Source organism: Xanthomonas sp. DAR33341 (genome assembly GCF_003992815.1).
Classification (GTDB): Bacteria; Pseudomonadota; Gammaproteobacteria; order Xanthomonadales; family Xanthomonadaceae; genus Xanthomonas; species Xanthomonas cissicola.
In genome coordinates this window covers 15,987-35,862 of sequence record NZ_QEYV01000027.1, presented here as the reverse complement: position 1 = coordinate 35,862, position 19,876 = coordinate 15,987, and the positions used below count along the sequence as shown (strand labels likewise).

The 19,876-nt window shown below is 64.9% G+C and carries 13 protein-coding genes and 2 pseudogenes; 9 read left to right on the top strand and 6 right to left on the bottom strand.

Going from position 1 to position 19,876, the window contains the following annotated elements; all coding sequences use genetic code 11:
- Positions 1-22: 22 nt before the first annotated feature.
- The 3 genes and pseudogenes from EO156_RS12410 to EO156_RS12400 all read left to right on the top strand — a co-directional run bounded on the left by EO156_RS12410 (position 23) and on the right by EO156_RS12400 (position 2,876).
- Positions 23-478, top strand: a complete 456-nt coding sequence (locus EO156_RS12410; RefSeq protein ID WP_029829439.1) for an alanine acetyltransferase — start codon at positions 23-25, stop codon at positions 476-478.
- Positions 475-957 (top strand): ribosomal protein S18-alanine N-acetyltransferase, encoded by a 483-nt coding sequence (gene rimI / locus EO156_RS12405; protein WP_003491004.1) that lies wholly within the window; start codon positions 475-477, stop codon positions 955-957. Before EO156_RS12410 ends, rimI begins: the two co-directional genes overlap by 4 nt.
- Positions 958-1,761: 804 nt before the next feature.
- Positions 1,762-2,876, top strand: a pseudogene (locus tag EO156_RS12400) (pectate lyase).
- Positions 2,877-3,176: 300 nt separating this feature from the next.
- Here EO156_RS12400 and EO156_RS12395 read toward each other — a convergent pair.
- Positions 3,177-5,150: a transglycosylase SLT domain-containing protein gene (locus EO156_RS12395; RefSeq protein ID WP_016850873.1), complete on the bottom strand. Its 1,974-nt coding sequence runs from the start codon at positions 5,148-5,150 to the stop codon at positions 3,177-3,179.
- 260 nt (positions 5,151-5,410) lie between these two features.
- On the opposite strand from EO156_RS12395, the pseudogene EO156_RS12390 reads away from it, so the two are divergent.
- Positions 5,411-8,290: pseudogene (locus EO156_RS12390) on the top strand (TonB-dependent receptor).
- A gap of 254 nt (positions 8,291-8,544) precedes the next feature.
- Here EO156_RS12390 and EO156_RS12385 read toward each other — a convergent pair.
- The 4 genes from EO156_RS12385 to EO156_RS12370 form a co-directional block, all read right to left on the bottom strand.
- Entirely contained in the window at positions 8,545-11,460 is a 2,916-nt protein-coding gene (locus tag EO156_RS12385) for a valine--tRNA ligase (protein WP_016850870.1), read from the bottom strand.
- 111 nt (positions 11,461-11,571) lie between these two features.
- On the bottom strand, positions 11,572-11,997 hold the full coding sequence (locus EO156_RS12380; RefSeq protein ID WP_003490202.1) for a DNA polymerase III subunit chi: 426 nt from the start codon (positions 11,995-11,997) through the stop codon (positions 11,572-11,574).
- 7 nt (positions 11,998-12,004) lie between these two features.
- Complete coding sequence (locus EO156_RS12375) at positions 12,005-12,367, bottom strand: hypothetical protein (protein WP_016850869.1); 363 nt, start codon at positions 12,365-12,367, stop codon at positions 12,005-12,007.
- Positions 12,367-13,839 (bottom strand): leucyl aminopeptidase, encoded by a 1,473-nt coding sequence (locus EO156_RS12370; protein ID WP_003490206.1) that lies wholly within the window; start codon positions 13,837-13,839, stop codon positions 12,367-12,369. The genes EO156_RS12375 and EO156_RS12370 overlap by 1 nt, the downstream gene beginning before the upstream one ends.
- Before the next feature lie 107 nt (positions 13,840-13,946).
- Between EO156_RS12370 and lptF the strand changes: the two genes are divergently transcribed.
- Genes lptF through EO156_RS12355 form a run of 3 tightly spaced genes read left to right on the top strand, consistent with a single transcriptional unit; the run spans position 13,947 to position 16,436 of the window.
- Positions 13,947-15,029 carry an LPS export ABC transporter permease LptF gene (gene lptF, locus EO156_RS12365; protein ID WP_016850868.1) on the top strand — a complete coding sequence of 361 codons (1,083 nt, stop codon included), beginning with the start codon at positions 13,947-13,949 and terminating at the stop codon, positions 15,027-15,029.
- Complete coding sequence (gene lptG / locus EO156_RS12360; protein WP_016850867.1) at positions 14,978-16,132, top strand: LPS export ABC transporter permease LptG; 1,155 nt, start codon at positions 14,978-14,980, stop codon at positions 16,130-16,132. The genes lptF and lptG overlap by 52 nt, the downstream gene beginning before the upstream one ends.
- A 4-nt stretch (positions 16,133-16,136) precedes the next feature.
- Positions 16,137-16,436, top strand: a complete 300-nt coding sequence (locus EO156_RS12355; RefSeq protein ID WP_016850866.1) for a hypothetical protein — start codon at positions 16,137-16,139, stop codon at positions 16,434-16,436.
- A 109-nt stretch (positions 16,437-16,545) separates the two neighbouring features.
- Here the strand turns inward: EO156_RS12355 and EO156_RS12350 are convergent, their stop codons facing one another.
- The gene (locus EO156_RS12350; protein WP_026007182.1) at positions 16,546-17,013 is read right to left on the bottom strand and encodes an RDD family protein; all 468 of its coding nucleotides are present in this window, start codon (positions 17,011-17,013) and stop codon (positions 16,546-16,548) included.
- A 357-nt stretch (positions 17,014-17,370) separates the two neighbouring features.
- Between EO156_RS12350 and xerD the strand changes: the two genes are divergently transcribed.
- Both xerD and EO156_RS12330 read left to right on the top strand, forming a co-directional pair.
- Positions 17,371-18,342 carry a site-specific tyrosine recombinase XerD gene (gene xerD, locus EO156_RS12345; RefSeq protein ID WP_026007181.1) on the top strand — a complete coding sequence of 324 codons (972 nt, stop codon included), beginning with the start codon at positions 17,371-17,373 and terminating at the stop codon, positions 18,340-18,342.
- Between the two features lie 473 nt (positions 18,343-18,815).
- The gene (locus EO156_RS12330) at positions 18,816-19,613 is read left to right on the top strand and encodes a DsbC family protein (RefSeq protein ID WP_003490215.1); all 798 of its coding nucleotides are present in this window, start codon (positions 18,816-18,818) and stop codon (positions 19,611-19,613) included.
- Positions 19,614-19,876 lie beyond the last annotated feature (263 nt).

The window sequence follows — 19,876 nt, the reverse complement described above, 5'->3', positions numbered from 1 at the left end:
GCCAGTTTTCGTGAGCGACTCAATGAGCGAGCCGATGTGGTCCGATCTGCAGGTGTCGTATCTGCAGGCATTGGGGCATACCGTGTACCTGGATCGCGATGCGGTCGATGCGTTGCCCGCGCCTGTCGAGATTGCCGAGCGCGCACCGATGGCCGCGCCGGCGCGTGTGGAGCGTGCGCTGCAACCTGCAACGGCCAATGCGCCCGTCGCGCGGCGGAATGCACCGGCGGCACCGGCCGAAGCGCCACGTGCGCCCAGCACTGCGCCAGCGTCGGTGCCGCAACGGCGCAGCCGGGTCGGCATGCCGGATCGCCTGCAGATGGCCTTGCTGCGCGCATCCGGCTGCAATCCGGGCGATCCTGCGACCCAGGCCTTGATGGCATCCTGGCCGCTGGCGGAACTGCGCGGCAATCCGGCCGCCAAGCGTGCACTGTGGCCGCAGCTGCGCGCGCTGCGTCGGCGCCGGGACCCGGCGTGAGCGCATTGAATGCGCCGCAACCCAGCTCGCTGCGCGCAATGCGCGAGAGCGACCTAGATGCGGTGATGGAGATCGAGCTGCGCGCCTATCCGTTTCCGTGGACGCGCAACATCTTTCGCGACTGCCTGCAGGCCGGATATCCCGGCTGGGTGATGGAGCAGGGCGGCCGGGTCATCGGCTATGGCGTGATCAGCATCGCCGCCGACGAGGCGCACGTGCTCAACGTCTGCATCGCACCGGAGGCGCAATCGCAAGGCCACGGTCGCGTGCTACTGCGCGCGCTGATCAAGGGCGCCTGCGATCGCGGTGCGCGGCGCGCGTTTCTGGAAGTGCGCCCGTCCAACCCCTCGGCCATCGCGCTGTACCACTCCGAAGGCTTCAACGAAATCGGCCGGCGCCCGCGCTACTACCCATCCCACACCGGACGCGAAGACGCGTTGGTGATGGCGATCGAGTTGTTCTTCGAAGGATTTTCCTGAGCGCACGCATTCGTCGTTGAGGGAGCGGCCAGTTGGCGTTGTTGCGCCGGATGCCGGCGCTGATGGTCTTCGATTCGATGCTTGTGCTGAGCGATTGCAGGATGCACCTGCGCATGGAGCGTTTGGTATCTCGCTTGCGCAACGAGCTCGCCTTGCCCTACCGAACGGCTTGGTGAGGTCGCAGCGAACCGGTCGCCGGAGCGGTCGATGGCGGCGCGGACCCATGCGCATCAGACGCGTGGCGTCAAATGATGCTGCGCCCGTGCAATCGATCTGACCGTGGTCATGCGGCATGCTGGCCACATTGGAGCGAGGGGCGTGCGCCTTGCGTACAACATGGGCCGACGCGCCGGTCTGCGAGGTGGCGAATGTTTCGCCATGGACCGATAGGCGCTTTTGCGTTGCTCCCAGTCGTAGGCGGGCGGCGCTTTCGTGTTGAATGCCGCGGCGCGGCAATGCATTGCAACGACTGGTACGCCGAAAAACAGATGTATTTGAATGGTGGCGTGCATTCTCGCGTGGCACGCCCCATGGCGTGACCCGCAATCTTGCTGCGTTGCAGTGTCCTTGCGCTGTCTCTGCGTGTCCTGATCGCAGCGTTTTGTCTCTTCTTTTGTGTCTCGCAAGCGTTTGCGTGATTGCGCATGCATATCCGAAAAACGTCTAGATACAAGCGGTTGCAATGCTCCTAGTATCGGATCCGCGGAATGGAATATTCCATATCTGAATAATGCGTTCCGAGTCTGCTGGACCAGGGGTGCGCCGCAGCGCGGCGCATCGAACCCATTCGAGGGAGAGATCAAGATGAAGCCGAAATTTTCGACGGCGGCCGCCGCGTCGCTGTTCGTTGGGTCGTTGCTGCTCACCGGCGTTGCCTATGCCGATGCGGCGTTGGAGGTTGCAACCACGGGTTGGGCGACCCAGAACGGCGGCACCAAGGGCGGCTCCAAAGCAGCTGCCGCCAATATCTACACCGTCAAGAACGCCGCCGAGTTGAAAGCAGCATTGAGCGCAAGCGTCGGGAGCAACGGGCGCATCATCAAGGTCAGCGGCATCATCGATATCAGCGAAGGAAAGCCTTACACCAAAACCTCGGACATGAAGACGCGCGCGCGTCTGGACGTGCCCACCAAGACCACGCTGATCGGCATCACCAGCAACGCTGAAATTCGCGAAGGCTATTTTTACGTCAAGGCCAACGACGTCATCATCCGCAATATCACCATCGAAAATCCATGGGACCCGGATGATGGCAGCGCCGGCAACTGGAATGCGGAGTACGACGGCCTGACCGTGGAAGGCGCCAGCAACGTGTGGGTGGACCATGTCACCTTCACCGATGGCCGCCGTACCGACGATCAGAATGGCACCGCAATGGTCGTCCGAAACAGCACCACGATGGCGCGATGGACATCAAGAAAGGCGCCAATTTCGTCACCGTCTCGTACTCGGCCTTCAAGTCGCACGAGAAGAACAACCTGATCGGCTCCAGCGACAGCGCGTCCAGTACCGACAGCGGCAAGCTCAAGGTCACCATTCACAACACCCTGTTCGAAAACATTTCTGCGCGCGCCCCGCGCGTGCGCTTCGGTCAGGTCCATCTGTACAACAACTACCACGTCGGCAGCACCAGCAATGCGGTGTATCCGTTCTCCTACGCGCATGGCGTGGGCAAGGAGTCGAAGATCTTCTCCGAGCGCAACGTGTTCGAGATCAGCGGTGTCAGCAGCTGCGACAAGATCGCCGCCGACTACGGTGGCAGCGTGTATCGCGATCAGGGTTCGCTGCTCAACGGCAAGGCGCTGTCGTGCTCGTGGAATACCAACATCGGCTGGACACCGCCCTATACCTACAATCTGCTATCGGCAGACAAGGTCGCTGCAGACGTCAAGGCGAAAGCAGGCGCCGGCAAGCTGTAACTGCCGCTGGCTGCAGGGCTGCAAACGCGGTGCAGCACCCAGTTGCACAACGCCCGCAGTGATGCGGGCGTTATGCGTTTGGCGTGGCGATGGATGTGGTCTGGGGGGGGCATTGCATCGTGGAGCTGGGAAATGCTTGCAGCACGCTTGCCTTTCCATGCCGATCCATGACCGCTGGACACGCTGCAGGCACGTCCTTGCCGCTCCCTGCGTGGCGTCCATGTTGCGTCAGTGCCGTGCGCAATGGCGGTGCCGCGCACGCGCCAGGGCCCTGCAACCGTGCAGGGCGCCCGGCGTCGCTCAATCCCGCGCGGCGTTATTGGCAGCCTGGCCCGGGGTACATACCGGTTTCAGACGTTTGTCCACCAGCTTGCCCATGAGCCGGTCGCTCAACGGCAGCATGTCGCCGTTGAGGCGCCAGTCGTAGATCACGCTGAAAGCCAGCACACGCGCGACGTACTCACGGGTTTCCTTGTAGCTGATGGTCTCGATCCAGAAGTCCGGCTCGAAGTTGGGCCGTTGCGATTGCCAGCGCCCGGTCGGCCCCGGGCCGGCGTTGTAGGCGGCGATGGTGAGGTAGGGCAGGCCGTAGGTATTGAGCAACTGGCGCAGGTAGGCGGTGCCGATGGCGATGTTGGTGTCCGGCTCATAGAGGCTGCTTGCACCCGCATAGCCGGGCAGGGCGATGCCCTTGGCCACGGCCGCGCCGGTGCCCGGCAATACCTGCATCAGGCCCATCGCGTTGGCAGGCGAGCGCGCGCGCGGATTGAAGATGCTTTCGGCACGGATCTCCGCTGCCACCCAGGCCGGGTCGATCGCGTTTTTGGCCGCTTCGCGGCGAATGCTGTCGTCGTGGTGCAGGGGGAAACGCAACGCATAGAGCCGTTGTTCGTCCGGCTGCTTGCCGAGCGCGAACACCGCACGGTCGAACCAGCCGTTGTCGCTGGCAACTTCCACTGCCAGCCGGCGCTGGGTGTCGTCGAAGCGGGTGGCGGCATCGTTCCACTCGGCCACGGCCCAACCGGGGCGGTCGATCTGAAATAACGCGATTGCGCGGACCAGGGCCGGGTCGCGCGCAACGGCGGCCTTTGCCTGCGCGCTGTCGTTGGGCTCCCAGGGGCAAAGCCGGTAAGGTTGCTGCAGACGATCGGCGGCCAGGAAGCCGTGGAAGGTCGGCGATTGCGCGGCTGCGCGATACAGCGGCTGCGCGGCCGCGGCAGCGCCGGTCTTCTCGGCCAGGCGCGCCTCGAAATACTGCCAGCGCGAATCGCTGCGCTGGGTGGCGGGCATCTTGCGGATCGCCGCCAAGGCGGCCGGCCAGTCGCCGCGCGCCATCGCCTCGCGCGCACGCCATTCGTGCAGGCGCTCGTCGTACGAGGCATCGGGCACTGCATTGAGGCGACGCGCCGAATCCGGCAGGTACGAGGCGACGGTCCACAATGCGATCTGATACAGCACCTGCCCACGCTGCGCCTGGCTGAAGCCGAGCGCACTGGCAAGTTGCGGTAGCTGCTGCTCGGCAGCGTCGGGATCGCTCTTGGCCAACTTGGCCAGCCCGTCGACCGCGATGCGGCGGCTGCGCTCGGTCTTGGGCCAACCTAGTGCACGCGGGTGGACCTTGTCGAGAAAGGCAGCGTAATCGGTGGTCAGCGCCAGATCGGCGGCGGGGAGTCCGCGTGCGGCCGTGCGCATGACCGCCGGCTGCTGCGCATCGGCAGCGGCGTCCACGCGTTCCCAGCGCAGCGCCGGCGTAAGTTCACCGCGCGATTCCAGCCCGGCGACCACTGCATCGCAGGCATCGGGCAGCGCCTTGCCATTGCGCCACAGGGCCAGCGCGTCGCGGCTCCATTGTGCATCGGCCTTGCCGGTGGCCAGGCGCGCGGTCAGTTGTGCGCAGCGCAGGCCGACGCTGTCGGTGGACTTCCAGTTGGCCAGCAGCGTGTTCCAGTCTTGCCGCCGCGCCACCGCCGGCAGCCACGTGCTGCGGAAGCTCTCAGCCACGGGCTGGCCGGCATAACGCTGCAAAAATGCCTGCGCCTGCGCATTGGAGACGGTATCGATCGTGCGCTTGAGCGCGGCAAATTCCAGCCATCCATACAGCGGATGGCGGCTCAATGCAGCGAGCTGGCCGGCATCGGTCTGGCCGCGCTCTGCGGCCGCGATGGCATCGCGCATGGCAGTCAGCTGTGGGTCGAGGGTTTGCGCGTGCAATGCGGTGCTGCCAAGACACAGCAGGCCGATGAAAACAGTGGCAAGGCGGGGGGCATAAGTCATGGCGCGATGATACCCAAGCACGCCTGAGCGCCTGAGTGAATACGCGTCATTCGCGCGTGATGGAGATGGCCGTCTTCGCTTGCATGCGCAATGGGTCGAGCACGCACGTGCGTGCAGATGACACCTCGTCACGATCGCTGCGGCACCGTGCGTTGCTGCACCGCCAGTTGCGGTGCGTTAATTTTTCGTTTAAGAATTGGGAAGGACCGCAGGGCACGGGGGCGTGCGGACACTCAAGAATCCTTCTGGAGAGAGAAAGGATGAAGCGTCTGATTGGCCCCCATCGGTCATGCCTGGCCGTGCAGTTGTCATTGTGTCTGATCCCCACGCTCGCCTGGGCGCAACAGCCCGAGGCCGCACCGAGCGCGCGCACGCTCGACAGCGTGCAGGTCACCGGCACGCGCATCAAAACCGCCGAGTTGCAGGGCCAGGTACCGATCCAGACGCTCAATCGCGCCGACATCGAACGCACCGGCCTGACTTCCATCGGCGAAGTGCTGCAGGAGCTCACCGCGTCCGGTTCGGCGCTCAATGCCAAGTTCAATTCGTCGGGCAACTTCGGCTTTCCGCCCGATGGCAGTGGCGTGGGTGCCGGCTCGGCGCAGGTGGATCTGCGCCATCTCGGTTCCAAGCGCGTGCTGGTGCTGGTGGATGGCATTCGCTGGGTCAATGAATCCTCCGCGTCCGGCGTGGGCTCGTCGACCGATCTCAACACCATTCCGCTGGCGATCGTCGAGCGTATCGAAGTGCTCGAAGACGGCGCCTCGTCGTTGTACGGCTCGGATGCGATTGCCGGTGTGGTCAACATCATCACCCGTCGCAGTTTCGACGGTGCGCAGGTCACGCTCAATTACGGGCAGTACGGCAAGGGCGATGGCACCAACCAGGGCATGGACCTGGCGTGGGGCACCAGCGGAGAGAATTTCAGCCTGTTTCTGGGCGCAAGCTATGTCAAACAGGATCCGATCTATGCGCGCGATCGTGCGCAGGCCCGCTTCCCGATTCCTGGCACCGGGCTGACCTTCGCCAGCTCGGCGACGCCGGATGGCCGCTTCCAGTTCGTCGATCCCAACACCGGCGTGCGCCAGAACCTCACGCCCAATGCCGGCGTCGGCACACCGCAATACGATGGTAGCGGCGGTTGCACGCGCAGCGACGACTATCACTGATTCGGCACCGCAGACCGCTACAACTTCGCCGAGCAGAATCTGTTGCTGACACCGTCCGAACGCAAGGGCGTATTTGCGCAGTTCCGCTATTACTTCAACGACGACGTGCAGTGGTACGTCAAGGCGTTGGGCAACCGGCGCGAATCGACCAACCAGGCCGCGCCGGAGCCTATCTTCCTCGGGCCCGACGCCGGCACCGGCAACCCGCTGGCCGACAACATCGTGATCTCCGCGCTCAACCCGTTCAACCCGTTCGGATTCGATCTGGATTCGGCCACCAATCTGATCCAGATCGGTCGCAGGCCGGTGGAAGGCGGGCCGCGGCGTTATGAGCAACAGGTCGATACCCAATATTTCGGCACCGGCTTGGTCGGCACGTTCGAAGGCGCAGGGCGGACCTGGTTCTGGGACGTCAACGGCATGTACAGCAAGAACAAGGCCGAGCAGACCAACTACGGCAGCTACAACCTCTACAACATCAACCTGGCGCTGGGCGACCCGGCTGGCTGCGCGGCCGTGGCTGGCTGCGTGCCACTGGATATCTCCAGCGGTGCCGGCAGCATCACGCCGGAGATGTTGCGCTGGATCCAGCCGGTGGTGCGCGACCGCAGCCAGAACGAATTGAGCCTGTTCACCGCCAACCTCAGCAGCGAGTTGTTCCAGTTGCCCGGCGGTGCGGTGTCGTTCGCCAGCGGTTACGAATACCGCAAGTACGAAGGCTCTTATCAGCCCGATCCGCTCACCGTGGCCGGGCGTTACAACGGCGTGCCCTCGTTGCCCACGGCGGGCAGCTACGACGTCAACGAAGCCTATCTCGAACTCAATATTCCGATCTTCGCCAACTCCGCATTGGGCGACAAACTGGATCTGAATATCGCCGGACGCTATTCGGACTATTCGACATTCGGTGGCGAGTTCACGCCGAAGTACGGTCTGCGTTGGCAGGTCACCGATGAGTTCGTGTTGCGCACCAGTTATGCGGAAGGCTTCCGTGCGCCGACCATCGGCGAGTTGTTCGGTTCGGCGGCACGTGCGGATCTGCAATTGTCGGACCCGTGCTCGATCGGTCTGGGCGGCACCGCGCCGCGTGGCAGCGCGGCCAACTGCGCAGCGCTCGGCGTGCCGACGGGCTACCAGCAGGCCAACCAGCAGATCTCGGTCACCACCGGCGGCAATGAACAACTGGACCCGGAGCATTCGCGCAGTTTCAGCGCGGGTTTTGTCTTCAGCCCTGGATTTGCGAGCGATGCCAGCTGGTCCGACCGCCTCGATCTGGAGGTGACCTTCTATCGCCATCATGTGGATGGTGCGATCCAGGCGATCAATGCGCAGACGCAGCTGGATTTGTGCGTGGATACGCTGGATGCGTTGTACTGCGATGGCATCGCGCGGGCGTCCACCGGCGGCATCAATGCCTTCAACAACCGGCTGACCAACCTGGGCTCGATCAAGACCGACGGCTGGGACGTGGATCTGTTCTGGACGCTACCGGAAGCCGCGTTCGGGCGCTTCAAACTCTCGTGGCAGAACACCTTGGTAGGCCGTTACGAGGCGCTGGGCGCGGCAGGTCAGCGGCAGCCGCAAGGGCCGGGTATCGAGGTGGTCGATAGCGCAATTCCGGAGTGGACCAGCAACGCAGTACTGGATTGGTCGCTGGGCAACTGGACGGCTTCGTGGACTGCGCGGCACATTTCCAAACTCACCGAGCAATGCGGTGACGCGGTGGAGTTTGCGGTGTGTTCTGATCCGACGGTGGGAACCAACCGGCTGGATGCGATTACCTATCACGATGCGCAGGTGGGCTATCGTGTGGATTGGCTCAAGGGCCTGCAACTCACGGCCGGCTTGAACAACGTATTCGACAAGGATCCGCCGATCTGCCTGTCCTGCTCCCTCAACGGCTACGACGCATCCACTTACGATATCCCCGGTGGACGTTTCTGGTATGCGCGTGTGGATTTGAAGTTCTAGTCCACAGCGCTTACATCGCGGACAGATGCGATGAATTATGCGCCGGGCAGTGGAGTTGCGATTTACTGCAGGGCCTTGCCCGCCCACCATCGCGGGACACGCTGCAAATACGTCCCTGTAAGCTCCGTGGCGGCATCCATGCCGCCATGGGTTTATGGCGTGTTCCGCGAGCGGTGAGGGCACCGCGCACTCACACGCTGCTCCGACCCCGAACGCGACCGCATGACTGCGGCGCGCTCGACTGACCGACTTGCTCAGATCTTCGCGCGCTGCTCGCGCAGGCCGGTCAGTTGCGTGGTCCAGTCGTTCAAGCGCGCGCGCTCCTGTTCGACCACTGCAGCTGGCGCATTCTGCACGAACGTCGCGCTGCCGAGTTTGCCGTTGCACTTGCCGATCTCGCCTTCCACGCGCCTGATTTCCTTGTCCAGGCGGGTGCGCTCTGCATCCATGTCGACCAGGCCTTCCAGTGGCACCAGCAACGTGAGTTCGCCGACGATGGCGGCGGCCGACGGCGGGGTGTCCTGGCCAGCGTCCAGCCAGTCGATGCTTTCCAGCTTGAGCAGGAACGACAACTGCGAGGCGAAGCGGGCAACGCGCGGGCGGTCGTCGGCAGTGCCGGCCTGCAGCAGCAGGCGCACCTGCTTGGACGGCGGCACGTTCAATTCGCTGCGCACGCGGCGCAGCGCCGACACCATCGACTTGAGCCATTCGACATCGGCTTCAGCGCTGGCATAGCTGCCGGTATCGACATCGCCGGGCTGCGGGAAGCTCTGCAACGAGATTGTGGCGGTGGTAATGCCCAGGCGCGGTGCGACCTGCTGCCACAATTCTTCGGTGACGAACGGGGTGAGCGGGTGCAACAGGCGCAGCAACGACTCCAGCACAAACAGCAGCGTGTGGCGCGTGCTGGCGGCCGCGTCGGCGTCCTGATGGTTGAGCGCCGGCTTGGCCAGCTCCACGAACCAGTCGCAGAACGCATTCCAGGCGAATTCGTACAGCGATTGCGCGAGCAGGTCGAAGCGATAGTTGGCGTAATGCGCGTGGGTTTCCGCGGTGACCTTGTCCAGGCGCGCCAGGATCCACTTTTCCGCTTCGGTGCGCGGCTGCGGCACGCCGGTAAAGCGTGCGCCTTCGCTGTTCATCAACACGAAGCGCGTGGCGTTCCACAGCTTGTTGCAGAAGTTCTTGTAGCCCTCGGCGCGGCCCAGATCGAACTTGATGTCGCGGCCATGCGTGGCGAGCGCGGCGATGGTGAAGCGCAGCGCGTCGGCACCGTGGGCGATGATGCCGTCCGGGAATTCCTTGCGTGTGGCTTTTTCGATCTTGGGCGCATCCTTCGGCTTCATCAGCCCGGTGGTGCGCTTGGCCACCAGGTCTTCGATGCTGATGCCGTCGATGATGTCCAGCGGATCGAGCACGTTGCCCTTGGACTTGGACATCTTCTGGCCCTGCGCATCGCGAATCAGGCCGGTGATGTAGACATCGCGGAACGGCACCTGGCCGGTGAAGCTGTCGGTGGCCATGATCATGCGCGCCACCCAGAAGAAGATGATGTCGAAGCCGGTGACCAGCACCGACGACGGCAGATAGCGCTCGAAGCCGCGCTCGGCCATCGCCTGCGCATCCGGCCAGCCCAGTGTGGAGAACGGCCACAGCTGCGAAGAGAACCAGGTTTCGAGCACGTCGCTGTCCTGATGCAGCGCAATCTCCGCACCCAGGCCATGTTTGGCGCGCACCTCGGCTTCGTCGCGACCCACGTAGCACTTGCCTGCATCGTCGAACCACGCCGGAATGCGATGGCCCCACCACAGCTGACGGCTGATGCACCAATCCTGGATATTCTCCATCCAGTGACGATAGGTGTTGATCCAGTTCGGCGGCACGAACTTGATCTGGCCGCTTTCGACCAGCTCCAGCCCACGTTTGGCAAGCGCATCCATTTTCACGAACCACTGGTCGGTGAGGTAGGGCTCGATCACCTGGCCGGTGCGATCGCCGCGCGGCACCTGCAGCTTGTGCGGCTTGGTTTCTACAAGGATGCCCAGGTCTTCCAGCTCGGACAGCACCAACTTGCGCGCGTCGTAGCGATCCAGCCCGCGATACTTATCTGGAATAGCTTCCAATCCGTGAGCGTCTCTGACGCCCAACGCGAAAGGTGCGGTGCGATCGGAACTTGGGATGACGTGCTGATCAGGGCCGCCAATGATTTTGGCTTCCGGGGTCAGGATGTTGATCATCGGCAGCGAGTGCCGCACACCCACCTGATAATCGTTGAAATCGTGCGCAGGCGTGACCTTGACCACGCCGGTGCCGAAGGCGCGGTCGACGTAATCGTCGGTGATCACCGGCACGTGCCGGCCGGTCAGCGGCAACACGATGCGGGCGTTATGCAGCGTGAGATAACGCGCATCTTCAGGGTGCACCATCACTGCGGTGTCGCCGAGCATGGTTTCCGGGCGCGTGGTGGCCACCACCAGATAATCGCGGGTTTCGCGGAGCGTCTGGTTGCCGTCGGCATCGTGCTCGACGTGTTCGTAGCTGACGCCATCGGCCAGCGGGTAACGGATCGACCACAGGAAGCCGTCTTCTTCGACGTTTTCCACTTCCAGGTCGGAGATCGCGGTCTTCAGCACCGGATCCCAGTTGACCAGGCGCTGGCCACGGTAGATCAGACCTTGCTCGTACCAGCGCACGAACGCTTCGTTGACCGCGGCCGACGGCTGCGGGTCCATGGTGAAGGTGCTGCGCGACCAATCGCTGGAGGTGCCCAGGCGGCGCATCTGGCGCTCGATGGTGTCGCCGGATTCGGCTTTCCATTCCCACACCTTGGCGATGAAGCCCTCGCGCCCCAGCGAATCGCGCGTTTGTCCCTTGCCTTCCAGCGCCAGATTGCGCGAGACCACCATCTCGGTGGCGATCCCGGCATGGTCGGTGCCCACCTGCCACAAGGTGTCGTAACCACGCATGCGGTGATAGCGCACCAACGCATCCATCAGCGTCTGCTGAAATGCATGGCCCATGTGCAGCGTGCCGGTGACATTGGGCGGCGGCAACAGCACGGTGTAGGGCTCACCCTTGCCGGACGGCACGAAATAACCGGCCGCCTCCCACTGCGCATACAGGCGCGATTCGAAGGAAGAGGGATCGTAGCTGGAGGCGAGGGTGGTCATAAGGCAGGGAATGGGGAGTCGGGAATAGGGAATGGGTAAAGCGGGAGGTGCTGATCGGTGACGGTCAATGGGAGGGAGCCAAGTTTCGATTCCCCATTCCCCATTCCCGATTCACATGTCGTACTTGGTCAGTTCCAGGCCCAGGGCCTTGTATTGTTTCCAGCGTTCGCGCAGCGGTTCGCGGGCAGCGGGGTCGGCGGGGACGACTTCGAGCACGCGGTCGCAGGCGCCCAGGTACGGGTCGTCGCGCAGGTTGATCACCAGCGGGCGCGAGGGGGCGGCGAATTCCGGTGCGGCGATCAGCACCGGTGCCAGTTCGTCTTCCTCGTCGGTGCCGGCGATCTGGTGCGGCACGTAGGCCTCGTCGTCGAACGCCCACAGCAGATCGTCCAGCGCTTCGGCCTGCTCCGCATCGCGGGCCAGGATCAGCGTGGACAGGTTGGCGTCGTTGGCCTTGCGCGCCAGCTCGCAGACCAGCCGCAGCGGTTCGTTGAGGAAGCGCGGCTTGGCGATCAGATAAAAATCGGCACGGGGCATGGTCAGATCACGAAACGGAAGGAAAAACGGATTCGGCAATGATGCTGCCGAGCGTGAACAGCAGGCCGGACGCCAGGATCACCAGCACGAACCCGCCCATCGCCCGTAAGCGCCGACCGGCAGGCCGCGCGCGATACAGATAGATGGGGATGAATACCAGCCAGGCCAGCACCATCCCGATGTTGAGCCACATGGGGCGGCGAACGCCGTACTGGCGGCTGTCGGCCGCCAGCCAGACGAAAATCAGCGCCAGCAACAGCGCAAACCGCATCAGGTCGCTGGCAAGCCCGTTCCAGTTGGGCAGCGTGCTGGTGACCCCGTCCGCCAGCACGAACCCGGCGATCAGGGCCAGTGCAGCGCGCGGCGACATCAGGCGGCGCGGTCCAGCAACCACTGCGTCAGCAGGCCCACCGGGCGGCCGGTGGCCATGCCGCGCTTGCCTTCGTCGCTGGCGACGCCAGCGATGTCCAGATGCGCCCAGCGCTGGTTTTCGGTGAAGCGCGACAGGAAGCAACCGGCGGTGATGGCACCACCCCAGCGGCCGCCGATGTTGTAGACATCGGCGAAGGTGGAATCCAGCAGCCCCTGATATTCGTCCCACAGCGGCAGGCGCCAGGCGCGGTCGAACACGTGCTCGCCGGCGGCCAGCAATTCGTTAGCCAGGTCGTCGTGCTTGCTCATCAGGCCGGCGGTCTGGTGGCCCAGCGCCACCATGCAGGCGCCGGTCAGCGTGGCCACGTCCACCAGTGCCTCGGGGTTGAAGCGTTCGGCGTAGGTCAGCGCATCGCACAGGATCAGGCGGCCTTCGGCGTCGGTATTGCCGACCTCAATGGTCTTGCCGGACATGCTGGTGATCACGTCGGAGGGGCGGTAGGCGTTGCCGTCGATGGCGTTCTCGACCGCCGGCACCACCACCACCAGATTGATCGGCAGCTCGGCCTTGACCGTGGCCACGAAGGTGCCGATGACGTTGGCGCCACCGCACATGTCGTACTTCATTTCCTCGATGCCGCCCTGCGTCTTGAGGTTGACGCCACCGGTGTCGAAGGTGATGCCCTTGCCGACCAGCACGTAGGGGCGCGCGTCGCCGCCGCCATTCCACTTCAGCACGATCAGGCGCGGGCGGTTGGCCGAGCCACGTGCCACCGACAGCAGCGAACCCATGCCAAGCGCTTCCATCTGCGCCTCGTCCAGGATCTCGGCCTCGGCGCCGCGGAACTTGCCGGCAAACGCGGCCGCGGTGTCGGCCAGGTAGGCCGGGGTGCAGTAGTTCGGCGGCAGGTTGCCCAACTCGCGGGCGAATTCCACGCCTTCGGCGGTGGCCACGCCCACGGCGAGCGCGCGGGCGTCGTCGCCGGCAATCGCCAGGGTGGTCAAGCCGGTTTCATCCACCTTCTTCTTGCCCAGCGTGGCGGTGTAACGATAGGCCGCGTGGTCGCTGACGGTCACCGCCTGGCGGATGTTCCAGGCTGCATCGCGGGCCTTGACGGTGAGTTCGGTCAGGGTGAGCAGGGCGGTGCCGACCGCGCCGGTCTTCAGCGCCCGGGTCGCATCGCCGACGGCCTTGAGGTAAGGCGCCACGCCGAACTTGCCGGCTTCGCCCAGGCCGACCACCAGCACGCGCGGCGCGGTGACGCCGGGCAGGTCGTGCAGCAGTGTGGTGCTGCCGGTCTTGCTGGCCACGTCGCCGCGCGCGACCAAGGCCGTCAAACGGCCCTGGCTGGCGCTGTCCAGCGCCTGGGCAGCGGGCGAAAGGGTCTTGTCGGCGAACACGCCAACCACGATGCAGTCGACGGCAGCGCTTGCCGGCGCGTCTTGGTTCAGGGTGAATTGCAGGGCCATTGATCAGATTCCGTAGGCAAATCCGTACAATCGCGGGCTGTTTACGCCAACCGGACTAGGCTGGCGGCGCCGCGAACGAATCCGAGAGTTTAAAACAAGCCCACCCAATGCCGAAGCTCGATCGATACCTGCTCAGCGATTTCACCCAGAGCTTCCTGGCCACCTTGATCGTGCTGCTGGTCGTCAGCGTCGGCGGCGTGCTGGTGGATATCCTCGGCAATATCGCCGACGGCCGCATCCCGGCGCGCTTGCTGCTGTCGCAGGTGGGGCTGCAATTCGTGGCGTATCTGCCCATCATCCTGCCGCTGGCCTTGATGCTGGGCCTGCTACTGGCACTGGCGCGGCTGTACCGCGATTCAGAAATGGCCGTCATGACCGCCATTGGCGTGGGTCCCAGGCGCATGCTGCGGCCGATGCTGATGCTGGTGGTGCCGGTGGTGTTGGTCATCGGGTTGTGCTCGCTGTGGCTGGGCCCCTGGGCGAGCCGCACCGCCGAGGCGATGCTGGAGGACGCCAACCGCAGCGTGCTGATGGCCGGCCTGGAGTCGGGCCAGTTCACGCCGCTGTCCGGTGGTGGGGTGGTGTACCTGCAGACGATCTCTGCCGACGGCAAGGGCCTGGGCAAGGTCTTCATGCAGCGCCAGCAGAACGATCGCATCGATGTGGTCACCGCCGACCGCGGCGCGATGTTCTTCGAAGGCAAAACCGACCGTTATCTGCGCCTGGACGATGGCTACCGCACGGAAGGCCCGGCGAGCGGCGCGACCCTGGACTACCGATTGATGAAGTTCGCCAGCAGCGATATCGCCTTGCCCGACCGCACCCGCGTGCACGATGCCAACGACCCGGAAGTGATGTGGACCACCCAATTGCTGTCGGACGAACGCCCTGCCGCGCGCGCCCAGCTGCATGAGCGCCTGGCGCCGCCATTGCTGGCACTGGCGTTCGCCTTGCTCACCTTGCCGCTGTCGCGCAGCGCACCGCGGCAACAGCGTTATGGCCGGATCATGCTGGCGTTTCTGGCCTACATGGTGGGCACCAATCTGATGATCGTCGGCACCCAGTGGATCGCCAACGGCAAGACCCCGGCGGCGCTGGGCCTGTGGTGGTTGACGCTGCCGCTGCTGGCCGTGGCGGTATGGGCTTATGCGCGCGACGGCCGCGTGCGTCGGCCGAGGGCGCGCGCATGAGGCTGACGCCGCGGGTCCACGATTGGTATGTCGGTCGGGTGGTGCTGTTTACCGTGCTGCTGACCTGGGCGGTGCTGCTGGGGCTGGATCTGGTCAACGCCTTCGCCAGCGAAGCCAAGAACATCGGGCAGGGCAGCTACACCTTCGGGCACGCAGTGGCTTACGTGGCCTACACCGTGCCGCGCCGGGCCTATACCTTGTTCCCGACTGCCGCGGTGATTGGCGCGCTGATGGGACTGGGCCAGTTGGCCGCCACCTCCGAACTGACGGCGCTGCGCGCGCTGGGTGTGTCGCGCAAACGCATGTCCGCCTCGGTCGTCGCAGCGATGGCGCTGCTGACCGCCAGCATGGTGATCAGTGGTGAAACCATCGGGCCATGGGCACAGAACCAGGCCGACACGCTCAAGGCCAGTGCCCGCTACAACAGCGATATGGCGTCTTCGCGCTACGCCGGGCTGTGGGCGCGAGAGGGCGACACCTTCCTCAACGCCTTGAGTGGTGAAGAGAAGCTGCTCGATGGCGGTGGCACCGCACTGGATCTGCACGATGTGCGGCTCTACCACCTTGATTCCAGTGGCAGGATGCAGCAATTGACCTACGCCTCGGTGGCCGAACACCGCGACGGCCGTTGGACCCTGCGTCAGGTCCGTCGCGACACCTTCCAGGAACGCTCGGTGCAGCGCGAAACCTTTCCCGAATTGCCGTGGCAATCGCAACTGAATCCTGCTGCGCTGGCCGCTGGCCTGGCCAAGCCGCGCAATCTCTCCGCGCACGATCTGGAGCAGAGCATCGAATACCGTCGCCGCAATGGATTGGACGCGCGCGATTACGAGGATCAGTACTGGAGCCGGTGGTTCTATCCGCTCAACGTGCTGGCGCTGTGCATGGCGGCAATCCCGTTCTCGTTCGGCTCGCTGCGCAGCGGTGGCCTGGGCAAGCGCCTGTTCCTGGGCATTCTGTTTGCGCTGGGTTTCTGGCTGCTGCAGCTGTTCTTCGGCCGCATGGCCGGCGCTCTCAAGCTCGATTACCGCATTGCCTATGCGCTGCCGCCCATGGTGATGCTGGGTGTGTCGGCGTGGTTGTTCCGCAGGCGTAGTAGCTGAGCGCATGCGGCGGGTGAGCGTGGTGGGTGTGGCGCTCTGCCTGCTATACCTGGCGGCAACTGCTTTTTGCGTGTGGGGTGCGCTCAGCGCTCAGGGCGATCCCAAGGGCCACTTCGTTCTGCTGCAATTGCCGTTGACGCCTCAGCTGATCGCACTGAACGCCCTCCACGCGGATGCCTGGTTGACCAACATGCGTTGGACGACAAGTTATGCGTTGTTGGTTCCGCCATTTTTAGCGGTGCTGTATGCGTTTGGGCATGCATTTCAGTGGTTGATTGCGCGCGCCTTCTTGGGTGCCAAATAAGCCGCAGCCCGGTTTGGTCGCTGCCGCTAGCCCTAGAGCATTCCAGGTGCAGTCGCATGCATCGAAGATGCGGGAGCTTCGATAGGAAAGTTGTGGACTGCCGGCCCGATTACTGCAATTTCCTGGCAATACGCTCCAGCCGAGTCTTACTCGCACGGTCATGCCAGGTTAGCCGGTCGCGATCCAGCCACGCCCACCAGAATCCCAGTCCGCCCAGCGCCAGCGACAAGCTGCCGACGGCATAGCGGATCCACAGCGCACGCCAGGACACCTGTGGGTCGATCAAGCGCAGCCGCCAGGGGCGCATGCCCAGCGTTTGCCCGCCGCGCCGCCAGCTCACGGTGGCGTAGATGCCTGCGGCGATCCAGCAGCACAGCCACAACAGCCATTGCCAGCGGCTGAAAGGCGCGATGTTTTCGCGCGCGGGGTGCCCGGCGAGCGTAAAGCCCAGCGTGAACACGGTGGAGATCAGCATCGACAGCGCCAGCACCGGCCAGGCGTCGTAGCACAACGCCAGCAGCCGCCAGCCCACCAGGGCAGGCGCGCGTGCAAGGCGAGGCGAAGGAATTGAGGTCATGGCGCGAGCATAACGGTCGCCCAGCACGGCGCAACGCCGCGCTGCAATAGCCGCGCTCTGGTGCCTGCACGCGCTGACGCACGCGATACATCGAACTGCGATCAATCGCATCCTGGCGCGAAGGCTGATGCGCAGACGCGGCATGTTCAATTGGGCGCATGCCCATGCCGGGGACCTACCGGCCATGGCAGCTCTGGCGTCGCGATCCGGATTGCCTGCCCGCCTGCGGACGACGCGTGCTGATCACGCATAACAATGACGCGCACAGGTCCTAGCCCGCGCGCGCAGGCAAGGCACCTACCGGCAACCCGCACTGCGTCCGCTCTCAAAACGCGCGCCGCGTTTTATGCTGTGGCGATGTCTGCCAGCAGCCCCGCCGAACGCCGCCAACTAGCCCGCCACCTGCCGCCGGTGCAGCCGGCTGATGCCAGCGTCATCGAACGGTTTCTCGACCGGTTCTGGGCCGAGCAGGGCGTGGCGCGGCAGACCCTGGAGAGTTATCGGCGCGATCTGGAAGGGCTGGCGCGTTGGCGCGATGGCGCTGGTGGCGGCTTGCTGGGCATCGACCGTGCCGCCCTGTTCGACTATCTGCGCTGGCGCACCCGGGCGAATTATTCTCCGCGCAGCACGGCGCGGCTGTTGTCGACCTTGCGTGCGTTCTACGGACTGTGCCAGCGCGATGGCGCGCGCAGCGACGACCCCACCGCCTTGATCGACCCGCCGCACCTGCCACGCTCGCTGCCAAAGGCCTTGACCGAAAGTCAGATCGAGGCCCTGCTGGCTGCGCCGGACCTTGACACACCTGCGGGCCTGCGCGATCGCGCCATGCTGGAACTGATGTATGCCGCGGGCCTGCGTGTGAGCGAACTGGTCAACCTGCCGGCAGTGGGGGTGAACCTGCGCCAGGGCGTGCTGCGGGTGACCGGCAAGGGCAGCAAGGACCGGCTGGTGCCGCTGGGCGAGGAATCCCAGCACTGGTTGGAGCGTTACCTGCGCGAGGCGCGCCCGCTGCTGGCCGCGAACAAGCCTGTGGCGGCGGTGGACGGGCAGGTGCCGTTGTTCATCGATGTCTCCCGCCAACCGCTCAGTCGTCAACAATTCTGGGCGCTGGTCAAACGCTACGCAGCGGCGGCCGGCATCGACCCGGCCACGGTCAGCCCGCACGGGCTGCGCCACAGCTTTGCCACCCATCTGCTCAACCACGGCGCCGATCTGCGCGCGTTGCAGATGCTGCTGGGCCACAGCTCGTTGTCGACCACCCAGATCTATACGCTGGTGGCGCGCCAGCATCTGCAGAAACTGCACGCCAGTCATCATCCGCGTGGTTAGTCCGCGCGGCGCCTCGCCATGGGCGTGCGCGCTGGCGACGCGCCGGTCGCGGTAGAGCTGCGACCGGGCCAATCGCCTGCCCGCGGCCGCACCAACACCGCCAGCCGACGTTGTTGGTACCTAGCCAGACCCGCTCGGCGGCCGTGCGGCCTTGCCGGTCAGGGTGGCGCCGGCCGGTGTGGCCTCCTCATTGTCATACCTCGTGCTGACGGGCAGCGCCGGGCGCCATGCGGCGCTGCACTCCAGGAAACAAAGAGAGCGGGGGACGACGCCTGGGGGGCACCTTCAGGGGGCCTTGCGACGGCGAAAACGCCGAGCCCATCGCCAGACGCGGCAGACCACGCTCTGCACTGCGTCTGTCCAACAGGTGCAGCAACGGGGTGCCTGCAGCGCTCACAAACTGTCGCGGCCGCGGCCAGGCTTCATCTGCGCTGTGCGAGAATCCCGGCACCTCATTCCATCTGGATGCGTGAATGTATCGTCTTGCCATCGCCGCGCTGCTGGGCGCGATCAGCCTTACCGCCTGCGCACAATCCTCGCAGCCTGCGGCAAGCACTGCCGGCGCCAAGCCAGCCGCTGCGCCCGCCGCCACCGGCACCGTGGACCAGCGCGTGAGCACGGCGCTCAAGGCGCTGGACCCTGATTTCAAACCCGATTACATCGGCGCTGCGCCGTTCCCCGGCTTTCGCGAAGTGGTCGTCGGCGGGCAGGTGCTGTACGTCAGCGACGACGGTCGTTACCTGATCCAGGCGCAGCCGTTCGACATCCAGAACAAGCAGTTCGCCGCCAGCCCGGGCTTGCTGGCCTACCGCCGCAAGCAGCTGGACACCGTGCCCAAGGCCGACCGCATCGTGTTCGCGCCGGCCAACCCGAAGTACACCGTCACCGTCTTCACCGATGTGGAGTGCGGTTACTGCCGTAAGTTGCATAGCGAGATCGGCGAGCTCAACAAGCAGGGCATCGCGGTGGAATACCTGGCGTTCCCGCGCATGGGCCTGGGCAGCCAGGACCATAAGGAAATGATTGCGGTGTGGTGCGCTGCCGATCGCAAGCAGGCGCTCACGGCCGCCAAGTCGGGTCAGCCGGTCGCCTCCAAGGACTGCAAGAACCCGGTGTCGATGGAATACAACCTGGGCCAGCGCCTGGGCGTCAACGGAACGCCGGCGATCTTCGCCCCCGACGGCACCCAGCTCGGTGGCTACCTGCCGCCAGCCCAGTTGCGTGAGGCGCTGGAAAAGCGTGCCGTGACCACGGCGGGCGGCAGCCGCTGAGGCGGTCTCGGCTCTGATCATCGTGGCGCGTCGCCGATAGCGCCGTTGCGTTGATCGTCTGCGCAACGACAAGGCCCGGGTCCGACTGCATCCGGGCCTTTGCCGTTTCTGGGGGTTAGCCGCCATCTAGAGCGTGTCATGCACGTTGAGATGAAATGCGTTGGTTGCCAGCGGTGCGGCGCGGGTCCTGCGTGGCGCCGGCTCGGCGTGCGCTTCGTGCCGCTGACGGCCAACCCTCCGGGGCGCCCTGTGGCGCGCCGATA